This window comes from Pseudomonas amygdali (assembly GCF_002699855.1).
GTDB lineage: Bacteria > Pseudomonadota > Gammaproteobacteria > Pseudomonadales > Pseudomonadaceae > Aquipseudomonas > Aquipseudomonas amygdali.
This window is the reverse complement of the sequence record NZ_LKBW01000029.1, coordinates 1-15,841: the sequence shown is the minus strand read 5'-3', so window position 1 is coordinate 15,841 and position 15,841 is coordinate 1. Positions and strand designations below refer to the sequence as shown.

General features: G+C 57.6%; 13 protein-coding genes and 2 pseudogenes. 11 read left to right on the top strand and 4 right to left on the bottom strand.

The window, feature by feature from the left end:
- Positions 1-142 precede the first annotated feature (142 nt).
- A complete protein-coding gene (locus AO277_RS03665; RefSeq protein ID WP_044294488.1) occupies positions 143-886 on the top strand; it encodes a helix-turn-helix transcriptional regulator in 744 nt (247 codons plus the stop codon).
- A 1-nt stretch (position 887) separates the two neighbouring features.
- On the opposite strand, the gene AO277_RS03660 is transcribed toward AO277_RS03665, so the two are convergent.
- Entirely contained in the window at positions 888-1,568 is a 681-nt protein-coding gene (locus tag AO277_RS03660; protein ID WP_044319567.1) for an acyl-homoserine-lactone synthase, read from the bottom strand.
- Positions 1,569-1,786: 218 nt separating this feature from the next.
- Here AO277_RS03660 and AO277_RS03655 point away from each other — a divergent pair, with 218 nt between their 5' ends.
- From AO277_RS03655 to AO277_RS03635, 5 genes and pseudogenes are all read left to right on the top strand, one after another.
- The gene (locus AO277_RS03655) at positions 1,787-2,983 is read left to right on the top strand and encodes an aminotransferase class I/II-fold pyridoxal phosphate-dependent enzyme (protein ID WP_044319563.1); all 1,197 of its coding nucleotides are present in this window, start codon (positions 1,787-1,789) and stop codon (positions 2,981-2,983) included.
- Positions 2,976-3,494, top strand: a complete 519-nt coding sequence (locus AO277_RS03650; RefSeq protein ID WP_044319562.1) for a DUF6190 family protein — start codon at positions 2,976-2,978, stop codon at positions 3,492-3,494. Before AO277_RS03655 ends, AO277_RS03650 begins: the two co-directional genes overlap by 8 nt.
- A pseudogene (locus AO277_RS03645) lies at positions 3,484-4,278 on the top strand (dihydrodipicolinate synthase family protein); the annotation flags it as partial. The gene AO277_RS03650 and the pseudogene AO277_RS03645, both read left to right, overlap by 11 nt.
- A 3-nt stretch (positions 4,279-4,281) precedes the next feature.
- Positions 4,282-5,139, top strand: a complete 858-nt coding sequence (locus tag AO277_RS03640) for an iron-containing redox enzyme family protein (RefSeq protein WP_044319565.1) — start codon at positions 4,282-4,284, stop codon at positions 5,137-5,139.
- On the top strand, positions 5,123-5,359 hold the full coding sequence (locus tag AO277_RS03635; protein ID WP_002552658.1) for a Rieske (2Fe-2S) protein: 237 nt from the start codon (positions 5,123-5,125) through the stop codon (positions 5,357-5,359). Before AO277_RS03640 ends, AO277_RS03635 begins: the two co-directional genes overlap by 17 nt.
- A 41-nt stretch (positions 5,360-5,400) precedes the next feature.
- On the opposite strand, the gene AO277_RS03630 is transcribed toward AO277_RS03635, so the two are convergent.
- On the bottom strand, positions 5,401-6,582 hold the full coding sequence (locus tag AO277_RS03630) for a patatin-like phospholipase family protein (RefSeq protein WP_044319561.1): 1,182 nt from the start codon (positions 6,580-6,582) through the stop codon (positions 5,401-5,403).
- Between the two features lie 33 nt (positions 6,583-6,615).
- The gene (locus AO277_RS03625; RefSeq protein WP_002552656.1) at positions 6,616-7,548 is read right to left on the bottom strand and encodes a lipid A biosynthesis lauroyl acyltransferase; all 933 of its coding nucleotides are present in this window, start codon (positions 7,546-7,548) and stop codon (positions 6,616-6,618) included.
- Positions 7,549-7,668: 120 nt separating this feature from the next.
- On the opposite strand from AO277_RS03625, the gene minC reads away from it, so the two are divergent.
- The 5 genes and pseudogenes from minC to AO277_RS03590 all read left to right on the top strand — a co-directional run bounded on the left by minC (position 7,669) and on the right by AO277_RS03590 (position 12,424).
- Positions 7,669-8,409 carry a septum site-determining protein MinC gene (minC, locus tag AO277_RS03620; RefSeq protein ID WP_002552655.1) on the top strand — a complete coding sequence of 247 codons (741 nt, stop codon included), beginning with the start codon at positions 7,669-7,671 and terminating at the stop codon, positions 8,407-8,409.
- Positions 8,410-8,640: 231 nt separating this feature from the next.
- Positions 8,641-9,453, top strand: a complete 813-nt coding sequence (gene minD, locus AO277_RS03615; protein WP_002552654.1) for a septum site-determining protein MinD — start codon at positions 8,641-8,643, stop codon at positions 9,451-9,453.
- A complete protein-coding gene (minE, locus tag AO277_RS03610; protein ID WP_002552653.1) occupies positions 9,453-9,707 on the top strand; it encodes a cell division topological specificity factor MinE in 255 nt (84 codons plus the stop codon). The genes minD and minE overlap by 1 nt, the downstream gene beginning before the upstream one ends.
- A gap of 90 nt (positions 9,708-9,797) precedes the next feature.
- Entirely contained in the window at positions 9,798-10,433 is a 636-nt protein-coding gene (locus AO277_RS03605) for an RluA family pseudouridine synthase (protein WP_044319560.1), read from the top strand.
- 700 nt (positions 10,434-11,133) lie between these two features.
- Positions 11,134-12,424 (top strand): annotated as a pseudogene (locus tag AO277_RS03590) (M18 family aminopeptidase).
- A 252-nt stretch (positions 12,425-12,676) separates the two neighbouring features.
- Here AO277_RS03590 and AO277_RS03585 read toward each other — a convergent pair.
- On the bottom strand, positions 12,677-15,715 hold the full coding sequence (locus AO277_RS03585) for an Ice nucleation protein (RefSeq protein WP_306599299.1): 3,039 nt from the start codon (positions 15,713-15,715) through the stop codon (positions 12,677-12,679).
- Between the last annotated feature and the right edge of the window lie 126 nt (positions 15,716-15,841).

Sequence of the window (15,841 nt, the reverse complement as noted above, 5' to 3'; positions counted from 1 at the left end):
GCGGCTATGGCTCAGCAGTCTAAAAATAGCGGCCTACTTCAGACCATTCACAGGTAGTCCATGTTTTCATGTACTACTTAAATTACACATGCGGATAATGAGTACAGCCAGGCCGAGAACAAAACAATAAACAAGGTATTACATGGAGGTTCGTACCGTGAAAGCCCAACTTGACTGCCCACCGTTGAAGATAAACGGGGCCCCTGCCCCTCTCCGTCAACTGATCGAAGACTTTGAAAACGATCTGCACCACATTGGCGATTTCACTTATGCCTACTTTTCCACGCCCAAGACGCGTAATGTCAAACCCGTCATTTTGTCCAATTACCCCGACTCCTGGCTGAAATCTTATGTAGCCTCAAACTATCACCTCATTGACCCCATCATCAAACATGCCTGGCATAGCATTACGCCATTCTTCTGGAGAGAGGCCCGCAATGCTGTTCAGGGCGTCGAAACCGACGATTTCCTGAAGCGGTCAGCCAAATATCAGCTCTCCTCGGGGGCCACTTTCACCCTGCACGATGCCAGCGGGCTTTTTGCCGCACTGAGTCTTTGCAATGCCCGGCAGCAGAATGATTTCGATCAGCGAATCCGCGAAAAGGCCGCCGATATCCAGATGAGTCTCATCCGCTTCCATGACCGTTTGATCAAGACCCGAGCGCCCCATGAACTCTTTCCGCAGCCCACCCAGTGCAAGTTGTCCACCCGCGAGACAGGTGTGTTGAAATGGGTGGCGATGGGCAAGTCGTACAGCGAAATCGCTGAAATATTTTCCATCTCGGAACGCACTGTGAAGTTTCACATGTCCAATGTCTCAAGCAAGCTCGAAGTGCGCACTGCCAAGCAGGCGGTCTACAAAGCCATCAACATGGGCATGGTCTGATTCAGGCAGCGCTGTGCATGCAGGCTTGCGGTGCGGAGCCTGATACGCCAAGCGCTATCGGCCAACGCAGCATGTCATCCGTGACAGGCTGTCTGAGGGCAATATTCTCGAGCAGCCGCTGATGGTTGTCGGCCGTCACCGGCATCTCGAGCAACAGCACTGTCTCGCCTGGCGATGCTTCACCGGTCGACAGCACACGGTGCTCCCATCCAGACTTGCGCACGATCCGCGCCATTGCCTTGCTGACCACCGTGATGATCGATTGCAAACCGGACAACGCAGCATGGTTGTGCATGGAGAACAGCAGCATTTCGGTCAGTGGTGCGTGCAGAATACCCAACGAGCGTGCCCGAGCCGTGTCGACAAAGAACCTGCTCGACTCCGCCATGGCGGCATTTTTGGGCGCAGCGCAGTCAAAAAAACTGCGGAATGGGCCTTCCAGCATGTAGGGATCACAGGTGTTGATCAGCCTTAGCCCGGCCAGCGGAACCCCCTTCCAGCTTCCGACAAGGTAAGTGGTAGCGGCATTGTCGTATTCATCAAATTCAAATGCGTGACTCACACGAACTTTCCATTCAAGACGATCTGAAAAAATCTTCTTGCGCATGGAATACAGTGTTTCCAGCAACGTAACGGGCATCGTCGTGTAACTGGCTAACTGAAACTCAAACCCGCTCGAAATTATAAACTCCACTCCGCACAACCAGTGTCAAGCATCGCGTATTTCAAAGGGTAAATCTACTGTACCTAAGAACAGGTCAATACCTTGAAATATAACCTTCTGTTATTTGCACTTAGGTACAGTGTTATTTCAGCCAAAAATAAGGAAATCTGCTTCGGCGCTCTGGATATCCAGGACGGCTGCACCCCAAACAATAATGACTCCATAGGGATAATGGTATGAACAGTCTATATGCCGGTATCGACACCTTGAACGCGGTTCCAGTTCTGGACGATATTACCCAACACGAAATCTCTGCCCTGAAAACCCGTTTCAACCTGGCCGATGCACACACTCATCAGGATCAGAGCGACACTCAGCGCATGATCGTCGCCAGCCTGCCCGAGCTGTGGTATCAGGCGCAGAACCAGACCCAATACCAGAGTGAGCAGGCCTTCATTCATGCCTTTTTCACCTTCCATGGTCAGCACCATGCGCTGAAACGCCACGACGAAATCTATCTCGTCTACGCAGCGTCCATCGCCATGCACATTACCGCGACCTACCTGCGCAAACAGAACATGAGTGTCGGGCTGATCGAGCCTTGCTTCGACAACCTGCACGCTCTCTTGAAACACATGGAAGTGCCTATGTCGGCACTCGATGAAAGCCTGTTCACCTCATCGACCGAGGTGTACGCAAACTTGCAGAAAGCGGCCATCTGGCTGGATGCGATCTTTCTGGTCGACCCCAATAACCCGACCGGTTCCAGCCTGTTTGCCGACGGACCGGATACGTTCGTCGAAGTGGCCAGATACTGCCGCGATTACAACAAACTGCTGATACTCGATTTCTGTTTCGCCTCGTTCTTCAAGGCGGCCGGTCGGGAACGCGTGGACGCCTACGCGATTCTCGACGATATCGGCACGCAATACCTGGTCATGGAAGACACTGGCAAGACCTGGCCGCTACAAGACACCAAATGCGCCACCCTCATGGCCAGCCAGGACATCAACGCCGATATCTATAGCATCGTCACCAGCGTCCTTTTGAACGTCTCGCCATTCATCCTCAATGTGGTTACCCGCTACATCGAGGACAGCAACGACGATGACTTCAACTCCGTGCGCTCGGTGCTGGACGTCAACCGCCGCATGGCCCGGGCGAGTCTTGAAGGCAGGGTTTTGAAGTATGTGGAGCCAATGATCGACACCAGCGTGGCGTGGTTCGAGATTCTGCCCACTGGCATTAACGCCGATGAGTTGCAGGCTTATCTGTTGCAATGGGACGTGTACGTACTGCCGGGCAAATATTTCTACTGGAGCCAGCCCGAAAAAGGCCAGCGTTACATACGTCTGGCGCTGGCACGCAAGCCGGAAGAATTTGCGGCCGCCGTTCAGGTCATCGCAAGGGCCCTGGAGAACTTCCATGTCTGACTTCGACCTGCCAATGATCGACGCAACAGTGTTCATGGGCATGCACCACGCCGATCCCGGCGTGCGTGAAAAATCCCTGGGTTTGTTTTCCCGGTTCTATAAAAGCAGTGTGCAGATGAATTTCGCCCAGATAGGCATTTGCGACGCCATTATCTGGAAGAAAAGCCGCGCCTTGCAGGACGTGTACTACCCGTTCATGGATGTACTGCACACTGACATGGCCATCCAGCGCCAGGGTTGTAGCGAACACATACTCCAGCGCGCCGCGACGGACACACTGCTCAAAGGCCTGCCCGTCGAAAAGAAACTGCTGGCGGCGCAGGTACTGGAGCAGGAAATCCCGTTTTATACCCATGATCCAGAGCTGCTGCGCCTGCACGTCCTGCAGCCTTTCCTGCAGCCGTTCGAAAGCCCCGTCAGACAGCCTGCGTTCCCGGAGATGTTGCAACGTCTCTATGACCAGTCGAGTGCCATGGTGATCCGCAACGAGGACTTTGAACATGTCTGGTAAAACCATTATGGTGCCGCTGGTAACGCCCCTGAACGAACAGGCGCAGGTCTACGAAACCAGTCTTGAACGTCTTTTGAGCAGCCTCGCAGCCCACGTCGACGGCTACATTCCATGCCTGACCTCCGGAGAAGGCTGGCGGCTGTCGCGCCAGCAGTGGCTAAAGATGCTGGAGCTGACCCTACGCCATGCGGGCGACAAGCTGGTCATCGCCGGGATTGAGCGCAGTTCGACGCAGGAGGTACTGGACTTTGCCCTGATGGCTCAGGATGCCGGCGCGCAAGCGGTGATGTTCACCTCGCCGTTTACACCCGGTATCAGTCAGCAGGTGATCATCGATCATTACCAGACCATTCATGACGCGACCCGTCTGGATATCTTCATGTACAACGAGGCCGCCCTGTCAGGCAACGAGAAGACCTTCACCACCCTCGAGGCCATCGCGCAGTTACCCAGGGTGATTGGCCTCAAGGACTCGCCATCCATGTCTCGCTCGCAGGATCAGGTGGATGCCATTCGGCAACAGGGCGTCGACTACTTTATCGGTTGGGAAATGCAGCTGGCTGGCGAACTGGAGTCAGACGGCAATGTGGTGTCCCTCGCCAACCTGGAACCGCGGCTCTGTCGGCAAGCGGCTGCCCGCCAACAACCAGCGCTCAGTCAGGAAATCGCGACGCTCAATGAACGGTATCTGCTGAGTGCGTCCGACTGGTACGCCCAGGTCAAGCGCGAGCTTAAAGCCCGTGGCGTGATCGATAGCGACCGGGTTATGACCGAGGAGGCTGCTTCAATGGAAAACATGCACAAGCAACTGTTTCTGGCCAATCGTGCACTTATCGAAAAACTCGTGCCTATCCCACAGGAACTCCTGGCATTCGAACAGCGCTGGATCGACGACGCCATCGAACGCAGCATGACTGCGGATGTTCCAGGTGATCTTGCTGGTCTGCGCAGAATGCTGGCCGAACTGGTCGAACTGGAGAGCAGCGAAGTGCCGCCCAGCGCGCACTATGTCGGCAGCGACATGACGCTCGACGAGTTCCGGATTCTGGTTCAGGAGTTTGCGCTGGATGGTCTGACCGAAGCGCAGGTTTTCTATCATCTGATGCCCAGGCTCAGCCTGCCCGCGCAAATGCCCATGCTGCGCATGATGATCGACGAGTTTGGCTCGGGAAACCTCAAGCGCTCGCATACCACGCTGTATCAGGACCTGCTGCGCGAACTGGACATGCCGCTGGACCTGCAATTCTATGTGGAGGCCAACTCCAGTGCCGGTTTCACCTTTCCCAACATGTTCTGCTGGCTGGCCATGCGCGCGGATGATCCATCATGGTTTGCCGGGGTCATTACCTACTTCGAGACCGTGGTGCCGTTCTTTTTCGAGTGTTACACCCAGCTCTGCGAGCGATTGCAGATCCAGGCTCATACCTACTACTCCGAACACGTTCATATCGACGTTTTCCATGCCATCGAGGGGCAGCGCCTGCTCAAGGCCATGGACGTCAGCGGTGATCTGGACCCGGTGAAAGCCTGGCGAGGCATCTGCATGGGGCGCGAGATCACCAATCTGGCATTCGACCTGGCCGTAGAGAAAGCTCGTCGAGTCAAGCACTTCAACAAGGAGGCCAACCTTGAACGAGCCTGCTGAGTTTCGTCGTCCCGACACGTTCACCGTGCATATCGGCCAGGAGCAATACCTGGTACCGAGTAGTTGCCCGCATCGTGAGGGGTGGCTGGAGCATGGAGTGGTCAACGAGAAACGCCGATCCATTACCTGTCCCCTGCACTTCTCGGTGTTCAGCCTCGAAACCGGAGAGCAATTGAGCGGCCCGCCTTGTGGCAACCTGCAGGTTCGGCGACTGAGGTAGAAGCGCGTCCCACGGCAGGATTCGCTCCTGCCGTGGAGGCGTCATGTGAGGCGCAGGAACCTTTTCAATTCCGCACCTTGGGCAATCGCATCGTGTCGGCCCAATTCGATCAGTTCGCTGCAATAACCCGATTCGAACAACAGATAGCTCAGGACACTGGCGCCACTGCTTTTGGTCGCGCCCGGCCCGCGCAGGAACGTGCGCAATGCAGGCGGAAGTTCACGGCGGTGCCGGGCAGCGATTTCGTCCAGCGGGCGGCTTGGGGAAATCACCAGCACTTCCACCGGCTCCATACCCGGCTGCCTGATCTGATCGCAAGGCAGCAACGCGCTGGCCATGTTCAAGCGCTCAAGCAACTCGATATCGCTTTCCAGATTATCGATGAAGGTGCTGTTGAGCATGTGGCCGCTGATCTGCGCCAGACTTGGCTGTATGCCGATTGGCGCACGCGGTGCCGGCCTTTCGGTTTTCAGCCCGCGCGGATTGCCACTCACGCCTACGACCAGAACACGATTGGCACCCAGGTGCAGTGCCGGACTGATCGGTGCCGACTGACGCACGGCGCCGTCACCAAAGTATTCCTGATCCAGCATTACGGGGGCGAACAGCAAGGGAATGGCTGAACTGGCAAGCAGGTGATCCACGGTCAGTTGAGTCGGGCGGCCGATACGTCGATGACGCAGCCAGGGCTCGATGGTGCCGCGGCCCTGATAGAACGTGACTGCCTGCCCTGATTCATAGCCAAAGGCTGTTAACGCCACGGCGCGCAGGTGATGGGCATCGATGGCGGCCTCGATCCCGGACAGGTCCAGCCGCTCGTTGAGCAATTCACGCAGAGGCGAGCTGTTGAGTAAGGCAACCGGGATATTTCGCCCGAAGCCCATCAGGCTGCGGCCAAAAAAACGGCTGGCCTGATGAATCACACCAGACCAGTCGCTGCGCAGCACCTGATGGCTGCGGAACGACTGCCAGAACTCGGTCAACTGGTGAATGGCAATGCGAAAGTGCAGCGCGCCGCTGGCCAGTTTCACCGCGTTGATTGCCCCGGCTGACGTACCGACAATGACCGGAAAGGGATTGGGAGAACCGGGCGGCAGCAAGTCGGCAATGCCTGCAAGTACGCCAACCTGATACGCAGCACGCGCACCGCCACCTGACAAAATAAGCCCGGTCACGGGCTCGACTTCGGTTACAGCCTGGGTCACTACTGCGGTATCTGGCATCTACAACTGGCCTCGATGGTCAACGACGCTTTTTTATCTACGTTTGTTATATAGCTTCGGTTCGCCAGCCGGTCGACTCTTGAAGCGCCGATGCGCCCAAAGATACTGTTCCGGGCATTCAGTGATAGCACTTTCTACCCATTGATTGATACGCAAGCAATCGGCTTCGTCGCTTTCACCCGGAAAATCCTGCAGCGGTGGGTGAATCACCAGCCTGTAACCGCTGCCGTCAGCCAGACGCTGCTGAGTGAACGGCACCACTTGAGCACGGCCCAGACGCGCAAATTTGCTGGTAGCGGTCACGGTCGCGGCCTGAATGCCGAACAGCGGCACAAAGATGCTCTGTTTAGCGCCATAGTCCTGATCCGGTGCATACCAGATGGCCCGGCCGGCACGCAGCAACTTGAGCATGCCGCGCACGTCATCGCGCTCGACAGCCAGCGAATCAAGGTTGTGCCGCTCGCGTCCGCGACGCTGGACGAAATCGAACAGTGGGCTCTTGTGTTCGCGGTACATGCCGTCGATGGTGTGTTGCTGGCCCAGCAGTGCCGCACCGATCTCCAGCGTGGTGAAGTGCAGCGCCATCAGAATCACGCCCTCGCCTTTCTCCTGAGCATTCTGCAGGTGCTCGAGCCCTTCGATATGGGCAAGTCTGGCCAGACGTTTTTTCGACCACCACCAGCTCATGGCCATCTCGAAGAAGGCGATCCCGGTGGAGGCGAAGTTTTCCTTGAGCAGACGCTTGCGCTCGGCGGCGGACAAATGAGGAAAACACAGCTCAAGATTGCGTGACGCGATATTTTTTCGATCAGTGGCCACTCGGTACATGACCGCACCCAATGCCCGACCGATGGCCAGCAGGGCGCGAAACGGCAACTGGACAACCAGCCATAAAAGCCCCAGCCCCAGCCACAACGGCCAGAAACGGGGGTGAAGGAAACTGGCTTTAAAGCGCGGGCGATCCATTTGGGCTTCCGTCAGAACAAAGGCCGCGCATTCTACAACGGTTCTACCTGCTTGCGGCTCGCGGGCGTTCTCGCTATAAGTCTCGGCACTTTTAGCGACAAGCTGTTGTGTATATCAACCATGAGCCAGATTGAATCGCAAAACCCGGAACCTGTATTTCAGCTCAAGGGCAGCATGCTCGCCATCACTGTGATGGAGCTGGCCCGGACCAACCTTGAAGCGCTCGACAGGCAACTGGCGGCGAAAGTGGCACAAGCCCCCAACTTCTTCAGCAATACGCCGTTGATCCTGGCTCTGGACAAACTCGCGCCGAACGAAGGCCCGGTGGATCTCCCCGGGCTGGTGCGTATCTGTCGCCAGCACGGTCTGCGCACCCTGGCGATCCGTGCCAACCGCATCGAAGACATCGCTGCAGCCATTGCCGTTGATCTTCCGGTGCTGCCGCCGTCCGGCGCACGTGAGCGCGTAATCGACCCGATTGAAGTCGAAGCGCCGAAAAAGATCCCGGAAAAACCACCCGAACCGCTCATCAAGCCGACCCGCGTGATAACCGCTCCGGTGCGCGGCGGTCAGCAGATTTATGCCCAGGGCGGCGATCTGGTTGTGGTTGCGCCGGTCAGTCCCGGTGCGGAACTTCTGGCCGATGGAAACATCCATGTGTACGGCCCAATGCGCGGCAGGGCACTGGCGGGAATAAAAGGCGACACGAAAGCACGAATCTTCTGTCAGCAGTTGAGTGCAGAGCTGATTTCGATTGCCGGGCAATACAAGGTTTCCGAGGACTTGCGCAGGGACCCTCTATGGGGCTCGCCGGTCCAGGTCAGCCTGTCAGGTGATGTGTTGAACATCATTCGTCTTTAACGGATACTGCCGCAATTTTCAAAGTATCTCTGATTCGTCGCGAAACCGTCGTGAAGGCGGCAGGAAGTTCTGACAAGCACTGCTTTTCAGCGGGTATATGAGTTGAAAGTAATAGCTTAACGCTACCTTTCCGGAATCAGCCCCCAGAATTGACACAATGCTTCGACGGGCGCGGCGCCAGGAGATGCTCTTCAGGGACTTAATGTCCTTTTCCTCTAGGGGTGATACACCTTGGCCAAGATTCTCGTTGTTACATCCGGCAAGGGTGGTGTGGGCAAGACCACCACCAGCGCCGCTATCGGTACCGGTCTCGCATTGCGTGGTCACAAGACAGTCATCGTCGACTTCGACGTCGGCCTGCGTAACCTCGACCTGATCATGGGTTGCGAGCGTCGGGTCGTGTATGACTTCGTCAACGTGGTCAATGGCGAAGCCAACCTGCAACAGGCGCTGATCAAGGACAAGAAGATCGAAGGCCTGTACGTGCTGGCTGCCAGCCAGACCCGTGACAAGGAAGCACTGACCAAGGAGGGCGTTGAAAAAGTCCTCATGGAGCTGAAGGAGTCGTTCGAATACATCGTCTGCGATTCGCCGGCAGGTATCGAGACCGGTGCTCACCTGGCCATGTATTTCGCCGATGAAGCGATCGTCGTGACCAACCCCGAAGTATCCTCTGTACGTGACTCCGACCGTATGCTGGGCCTGCTGGCCAGCAAATCACGTCGTGCCGAACGCGGCGAAGACCCGATCAAGGAACACCTGCTGCTGACTCGCTACAACCCTGAGCGTGTCAGCAAGGGCGAAATGCTTGGTGTGGAAGACGTCAAGGAAATCCTTGCTGTTACCCTGCTCGGCGTGATCCCCGAATCCCAGGCTGTCCTGAAAGCCTCCAACCAGGGCGTGCCGGTCATCCTCGATGACCAGAGCGATGCTGGCCAGGCCTACAGCGATGCCGTTGACCGCCTGCTGGGCAAAGACCGGGAACATCGCTTCCTGGATGTGCAGAAGAAAGGATTCTTTGAACGTCTGTTCGGGGGTAATTAATGAATATTTTTGACTTCTTTCGTGACCGCAAAAAAGAAAGCACGGCCTCGGTAGCGAAAGAGCGTCTGCAGATCATCGTTGCGCACGAACGCGGCCAGCGCAGTACCCCGGACTACCTTCCTGCACTTCAGAAAGAGCTGGTGGAAGTGATCCGTAAATACGTCAATATCGAGTCCGATCAAGTTCAGGTTGCTTTGGAAAGCCAAGGCAGCTGCTCGATTCTGGAACTCAATATCACCCTGCCAGATCGCTGATCAGGCAGTCGCTTGCGGCGGTATCGGCGCACTTCTCAGGAAGCTGCGCCCTTACCGCCGTTGGCGTTTCTAGCGTTTCGAGGCCGTTGCATGCCGTTGTCGAACATCCGCATCATTTATCAGGACGCAGCCGTTCTGGTAATCGATAAGCCTACCCTGCTGCTTTCCGTCCCCGGCCGCGCCGATGACAACAAGGATTGCCTGATTACCCGCCTGCAGGAAAACGGCTTCCCCGAAGCCCGCATCGTCCATCGTCTGGACTGGGAAACGTCGGGCATCATCCTGCTGGCCCGCGATGCCGACACGCACCGCGAGCTGTCGCGTCAGTTTCATGATCGCGAAACCGAAAAAGCCTACACCGCACTGTGCTGGGGCCAGCCGTCGCTGGACAGCGGCAGTATCGACCTGCCGCTACGCTACGACCAGCCTACCAAGCCCCGGCATGTGGTGGATCACCAGGGTGGCAAACACGCGCTGACATTCTGGAAAGTCGTCGAACGTCACGACACCTACTGTCGGGTCGAACTTACCCCTATTACCGGCCGCTCGCACCAACTGCGGGTGCACATGCTGTCGATCGGTCATCCGCTGTTGGGCGATGGTCTGTATGCCCACCCCGAAGCGCTGGCGGCGTACCCGCGCCTGTGCCTGCATGCCAGCATGTTGAGCTTTACCCATCCGGGCACCGGCGAGCGGTTGACCTTTGAGTGCCCCGCGCCTTTCTGATCTGAATGACACGCTGGCTATCGTGCAGATGCTGAGCGTCATACAGCTGCTCTGACTATCGTTCCCACGCTCCGCGTGGCAATGCCGTTCGTGACGCTCCGCGTCACACAGCGGTTCTGCGACTTCAGGTGGATTTAGGGTCGACTCAGGTCACCTTTTCGCCCCTCGGCGAGTTACTTTGATGGGGCCAAAGTAACCAAAGCCCCCCGCTCCTGTTTCCGGCCCGACTTCGTCGGGTTCCTTCGCCCTGTCACTGATCCGGGGGGTCGCCGCAACGGGCCATCCATGGCCCGGTGCGGCTAGCCTGGCGTCCTGCCAGGCTACCCCCGGATCAGCGCCAGGACTCAGCCGTCACTAACGTCGCACTCTGCGTCGTCAGTGCCACCGCGGTTGAAAAGCGCTTTTACTCTCGGCGCTGTGCGTCAGCTTAGACTATCGTGCCTGCGCTCCGCGTAGGCATGCAGTTCGTTACGCTTCGCGTCACACAGCGGTTCTGCGACTTCAGGTGGATTGGCGTTCGGCTCAAGTTACCTTTTTGCCTCTCGGCGACGCACTTTGAGGGACCAAAGCGAGCAAGGCCCTTGGCTCAGGTTTCCGGCTCAACTTCGTCAGGCCCTTCGCGGTCGAAAAGCGTTTCTGTGGCAGCGGCAACGACTGAGCCAATGGGGTAAACTCGCGCCATTGCTGTCTGGAGCTATTTATGCGCGCAGAGTTGAACAACGGCCTCATCGATTTTCTGAAGGCTTCTCCCACCCCGTTCCACGCCACCGCCACCCTCGTGCAACACTTCGAAGCTGCGGGTTTTCAGCGGCTGGATGAACGTGATACCTGGGCAATAGAAACTGGAGGTCGTTACTTCGTCACCCGTAATGACTCCTCTATCGTCGCCTTCCGCATGGGCCGTCAGTCGCCACTCACCGGCGGGATTCGCATGGTTGGCGCACACACGGACAGCCCGTGCCTGCGGGTCAAACCGCAACCGGAACTGCAACGCCAGGGCTTCTGGCAACTGGGCGTCGAAGTCTACGGCGGCGCGCTGCTGGCACCGTGGTTTGACCGTGATCTGTCGCTGGCAGGTCGCGTCACCTTCCGCCGCGATGGCAAGGTTGAAAGTCAGTTAATCGACTTCAAGCTGCCGATTGCCGTGATTCCCAATCTGGCCATCCACTTGAACCGCACTGCCAATGAAAGGTTGGGCGATCAATGCGCAAAACGAACTGCCGCCAATCCTCGCGCAAGTGGCTGGCGACGAACGCGCGGACTTCCGTGCGCTTCTGACTGATCAACTGGCCCGCGAACACGGGCTGAATGCAGACGTGGTGCTCGATTACGAGCTGAGCTTCTATGACACACAGAGTGCCGCCGTTGTCGGCCTCAATGGGGACTTCCTGGCAGGCGCACGCCTGGACAACCTGCTGTCGTGTTATGCCGGGATGCAAGCGCTGCTGAACAGCGAAAGTGACGAAACCGCTCTGCTGGTATGCACCGATCATGAAGAAGTCGGTTCGTCGTCGACCTGTGGCGCAGACGGCGCAATGCTTGAGCAGATCGTCCAGCGCCTGCTGCCGAGCAGCGAAGACTACGTACGAACAATTCAGAAATCGCTGCTGATATCGGCCGACAACGCTCACGGCATACACCCCAACTACGCCGAAAAACATGACGCCAATCATGGTCCCAAGCTCAACGCCGGGCCGGTGATCAAGGTCAACAGTAACCAGCGCTACGCCACAAACAGTGAAACAGCCGGTTTCTTCCGCCATCTGTGCATGGCTGAAGAAGTACCGGTGCAGAGTTTCGTGGTGCGCAGCGACATGGCCTGCGGCTCGACTATCGGGCCAATCACCGCCAGCCATTTGGGGATTCGCACGGTAGACATCGGCCTGCCGACGTTCGCCATGCATTCGATTCGCGAGCTGGCTGGCAGTCATGATCTGGCGCATCTGGTCAAAGTATTGAGCGCGTTCTATGCCAGCCACGAGCTGCCATAACGCCTGCAATGATTGATTCTCGTGGGGGCGGCGTGCTGCTCCCGCGTAACAGTTCTGACGCCCGGTCGAATACCCTGATTGAAAAAATAAAGTTTCGCGGCTTACACATAAAAAACAACGCAGGTTTTATCGGTTTTACCCCTGGCACCTTTGTGCCGTACACCGTTGATTCGTTTATAAAGGGACATCATGTCCCGAACCGCATCGACGTACCCTGTCGATGATTCAGTACGAATAACCCGGTTACGTGACTCAGGTATCGTCCTCGTCGGTTTTATTGACGATATCGTCATCGTCGTTCACGTAATACGGAATGTCGGCTTCGACACCGTTCTCTCCCGTCCTGGCCACCAATTGTCTGTACCGCTTACCGTCCCAGAGCCTGAAAACAAGCGTGGAGTCTTCTCCTGCCGATAACGTGGAACCTTCACTGCCAATAAGTTTGCTGCGAGCGCCTGCTGTCAACACACTGTTCTTTCCAGCGGTCAGTCTGCTTTGGTCTCCCGCCATCAACGTGCAGTCATGTCCGCCGGTCAACTTGCTTCTGTCTCCAGCGGTGAGGTAACTGTTGTTACCGGCCAGTAGTTTACTGCGGTCTCCCGCCGTCTGATTACTGTCTGCACCGGCGATAAGTCTGCTGCGGTCACCTGCCAGCTGTACGCTGCCTGCACCGGCTATCAGCGTGCTGCGAAAACCTGCGGTCTGCGAACTGCCCTTGCCGGCGATAAGCATGCTTTTGTGTCCGGCCACCTGAATACTTTCATGGCCCGCAATCAACGAGCTGCCATAACTTGCAATCTGGTTACTGCCGTAGCCCGCAGTCAATGTGCTGCGAATGCCCGATGTGAGACTGCTGCCATAACCGGCAATCAACACACTGCGAAGTCCGGCGATCAACGTACTGCCATAGCCTGCCGTCAGAAAACTTCGGATTCCGCTGGTCAGGGAACTGCCATAACCGGCGATCAATGAGCTGTCCTGCCCGGCTGTTGCCGTACTGCCATACCCCGCCGTCAATGAACTTCCATGCTCGGCAGTCTGGGTACTGCCATAACCTGCCGTGAGCGTACTTTTATAGCCTGCCGTCTGCGTACTGCCATAGCCCGCGATCAGCGAACTCTCATAGCCGGCGGTAGAGGTACTTCCGTAGCCGGTGGTGAGCGAGCTTTTTTCCTGCGCGGTTTGCGTACTGCCATAACCGGCTGTCAAGGTGCTCTCGTAACCTGCCGTCTGCGTGCTGCCGTAACCCGCGATCAGCGAACTTGCATAACCTGCGGTGGAAGTGCTTCCGTAGCCTGTGACCAGGTCACTGCGTTCCTGCGCCGTTTGCGTACTGCCATAACCCGCAGTCAATGTGCTCTCGTAACCTGCCGTCTGCGTACTGCCGTAACCCGCAATCAGCGAACTTGCATAGCCCGCAGTGGAAGTACTTCCGTAACCAGTGGTCAGCGAGCTGCTGTCCTGTGCGGTTTGCGTACTGCCGTAACCGGCGGTCAACCTGCTCTCGTAGCCTGCCGTCTGCGTACTGCCATAGCCAGCAATCAGGGAGCTTGCGTAACCCGCAGTCGACGTGCTTCCGTAACCTGTGACCAGGTCACTGCGTTCCTGTGCCGTCTGGGTACTCCCATAACCGGCAGTCAATATGCTTTTGAAGCTCGCCGTTTGGGTGCTTCCATATCCGGCGATAAGCGAACTGTTTGAGCCTGCCGTTGAAGTGCTGCCATATCCTGCGACCAGGTCACTGTACTCTCTGGCCGTCTGAGTACTCCCATAACCGGCGGTCAGCATGCTTCTGTAACTCGCGGTCTGGGTGCTGCCATACCCTGCGATCAGCGAACTGCCCGAACCTGCTGTTCCAGTACTGCCATAGCCCGCGATCAGGTCGCTACCGTCCCTGGCAGTCTGAGTGCTTCCGTAGCCAGCGGTCAGAATACTTTTGTGGCCTGCTGTCTGCGTACTTCCATAGCCCGCAATGATGAAGCTCTCATGACCCGCGGTGCCCGTGCTTCCATAGCCTGCTGTCAGGTTACTGTCAGCGCCGGCCGTTTGCGTGCTGCCGTAACCGGCAATCAGCGAGCTGTCGGCACCGGCTGTCCCGGTACTTCCATATCCGGCCGTCAGGGTGCTGCCTTCACGGGCAGTCTGGGTGCTGCCGTAACCTGCAGTGAGCGAACTGCCGCTGCCCGAGGTTTGCGTACTGCCGTAACCGGCAATCAACGAGCTGTCGGAACCTGCCGTGCCAGTGCTGCCGTACCCAGCCGTCAGGTTGCTGCCTTCCTGAGCCGTTTGGGTACTGCCATAGCCCGCTGTGAGTGAGCTGTCGCCTCCAGAGGTTTGCGTGCTGCCGTAACCGGCGATCAACGAGCTGTCGGAACCTGCCGTGCCGGTGCTGCCGTATCCGGCGGTCAGATTGCTGCCTTCCTGTGCGGTTTGCGTACTGCCATAGCCCGCAGTGAGCGAACTGTCGCCTCCAGAGGTTTGCGTGCTGCCGTAACCCGCGATCAGCGAGCTGTCGGAACCTGCCGTGCCGGTGCTGCCATATCCGGCGGTCAGGTTGCTGCCTTCCTGTGCGGTTTGCGTACTGCCGTAGCCCGCCGTCAGGGCGCTGTCCCCTCCTGACGTTTGCGTACTGCCGTAACCGGCGATCAGCGAGCTATCGGAACCTGCGGTACCGGTGCTGCCGTATCCGGCGGTCAGGTTGCTGCCCTCCTGCGCAGTCTGCGTACTGCCGTAGCCTGCCGTCAGGGCGCTGTCCCCTCCTGACGTTTGCGTACTGCCGTAACCGGCGATCAGCGAGCTGTCGGAACCTGCGGTACCGGTGCTGCCGTATCCGGCGATCAGGTTGCTGCTCTCCTGCGCAGTCTGCGTACTGCCGTAGCCTGCCGTCAGTGCGCTGTCACTTCCTGATGTCTGGGTGCTGCCATATCCGGCGATCAATGAGCTATCCGCGCCTGCCGTGCCGGTGCTGCCGTACCCAGCCGTCAGGTTGCTGCCTTCCTGTGCAGTCTGGGTACTGCCATAACCAGCCCTGAGCGAGCTGTCACTCCCGGAAGTTTGCGTACTGCCATAACCTGCAGTCAGCGAGCTGTCGGAGCCTGCCGTGCCGGTGCTGCCGTACCCAGCGGTCAGATCACTATGGCTTCCCGCCGTTTCGGTGCTGCCGTAACCCGCGACAAGCTGGCTGTGGCTGTCACCAATCAACGTGCTGCCGTAGGTCGCTGTCTGCAGCGTCTGCGTGGTGACGGCGGGAAGATTACCCTCCGCGCCGACAGCGGCACTCACTGATGCCACGTCAAATACTTCATGACTGACAACAAGCTCGCCACTGGCCGGACGAACCTCGACAGCCGCAGGGGGACTTGTCGATGAGTGAGACTGTCAGAAATTTTGTGTTCGGGCATAACATGTAGCTAGAGG

Coding starts and splice junctions, on each gene's coding strand:
- AO277_RS03605 (WP_044319560.1), top strand. CDS start 9,798: ATGCCGTTGTCGAACATCCGCATCATTTATCAGGACGCAGCCGTTCTG.
- AO277_RS03630 (WP_044319561.1), bottom strand. CDS start 6,582: ATGCCAGATACCGCAGTAGTGACCCAGGCTGTAACCGAAGTCGAGCCC.
- AO277_RS03650 (WP_044319562.1), top strand. CDS start 2,976: ATGTCTGACTTCGACCTGCCAATGATCGACGCAACAGTGTTCATGGGC.
- AO277_RS03665 (WP_044294488.1), top strand. CDS start 143: ATGGAGGTTCGTACCGTGAAAGCCCAACTTGACTGCCCACCGTTGAAG.
- AO277_RS03655 (WP_044319563.1), top strand. CDS start 1,787: ATGAACAGTCTATATGCCGGTATCGACACCTTGAACGCGGTTCCAGTT.
- AO277_RS03640 (WP_044319565.1), top strand. CDS start 4,282: ATGGAAAACATGCACAAGCAACTGTTTCTGGCCAATCGTGCACTTATC.
- AO277_RS03625 (WP_002552656.1), bottom strand. CDS start 7,548: ATGGATCGCCCGCGCTTTAAAGCCAGTTTCCTTCACCCCCGTTTCTGG.
- minE (WP_002552653.1), top strand. CDS start 9,453: ATGAATATTTTTGACTTCTTTCGTGACCGCAAAAAAGAAAGCACGGCC.
- minC (WP_002552655.1), top strand. CDS start 7,669: ATGAGCCAGATTGAATCGCAAAACCCGGAACCTGTATTTCAGCTCAAG.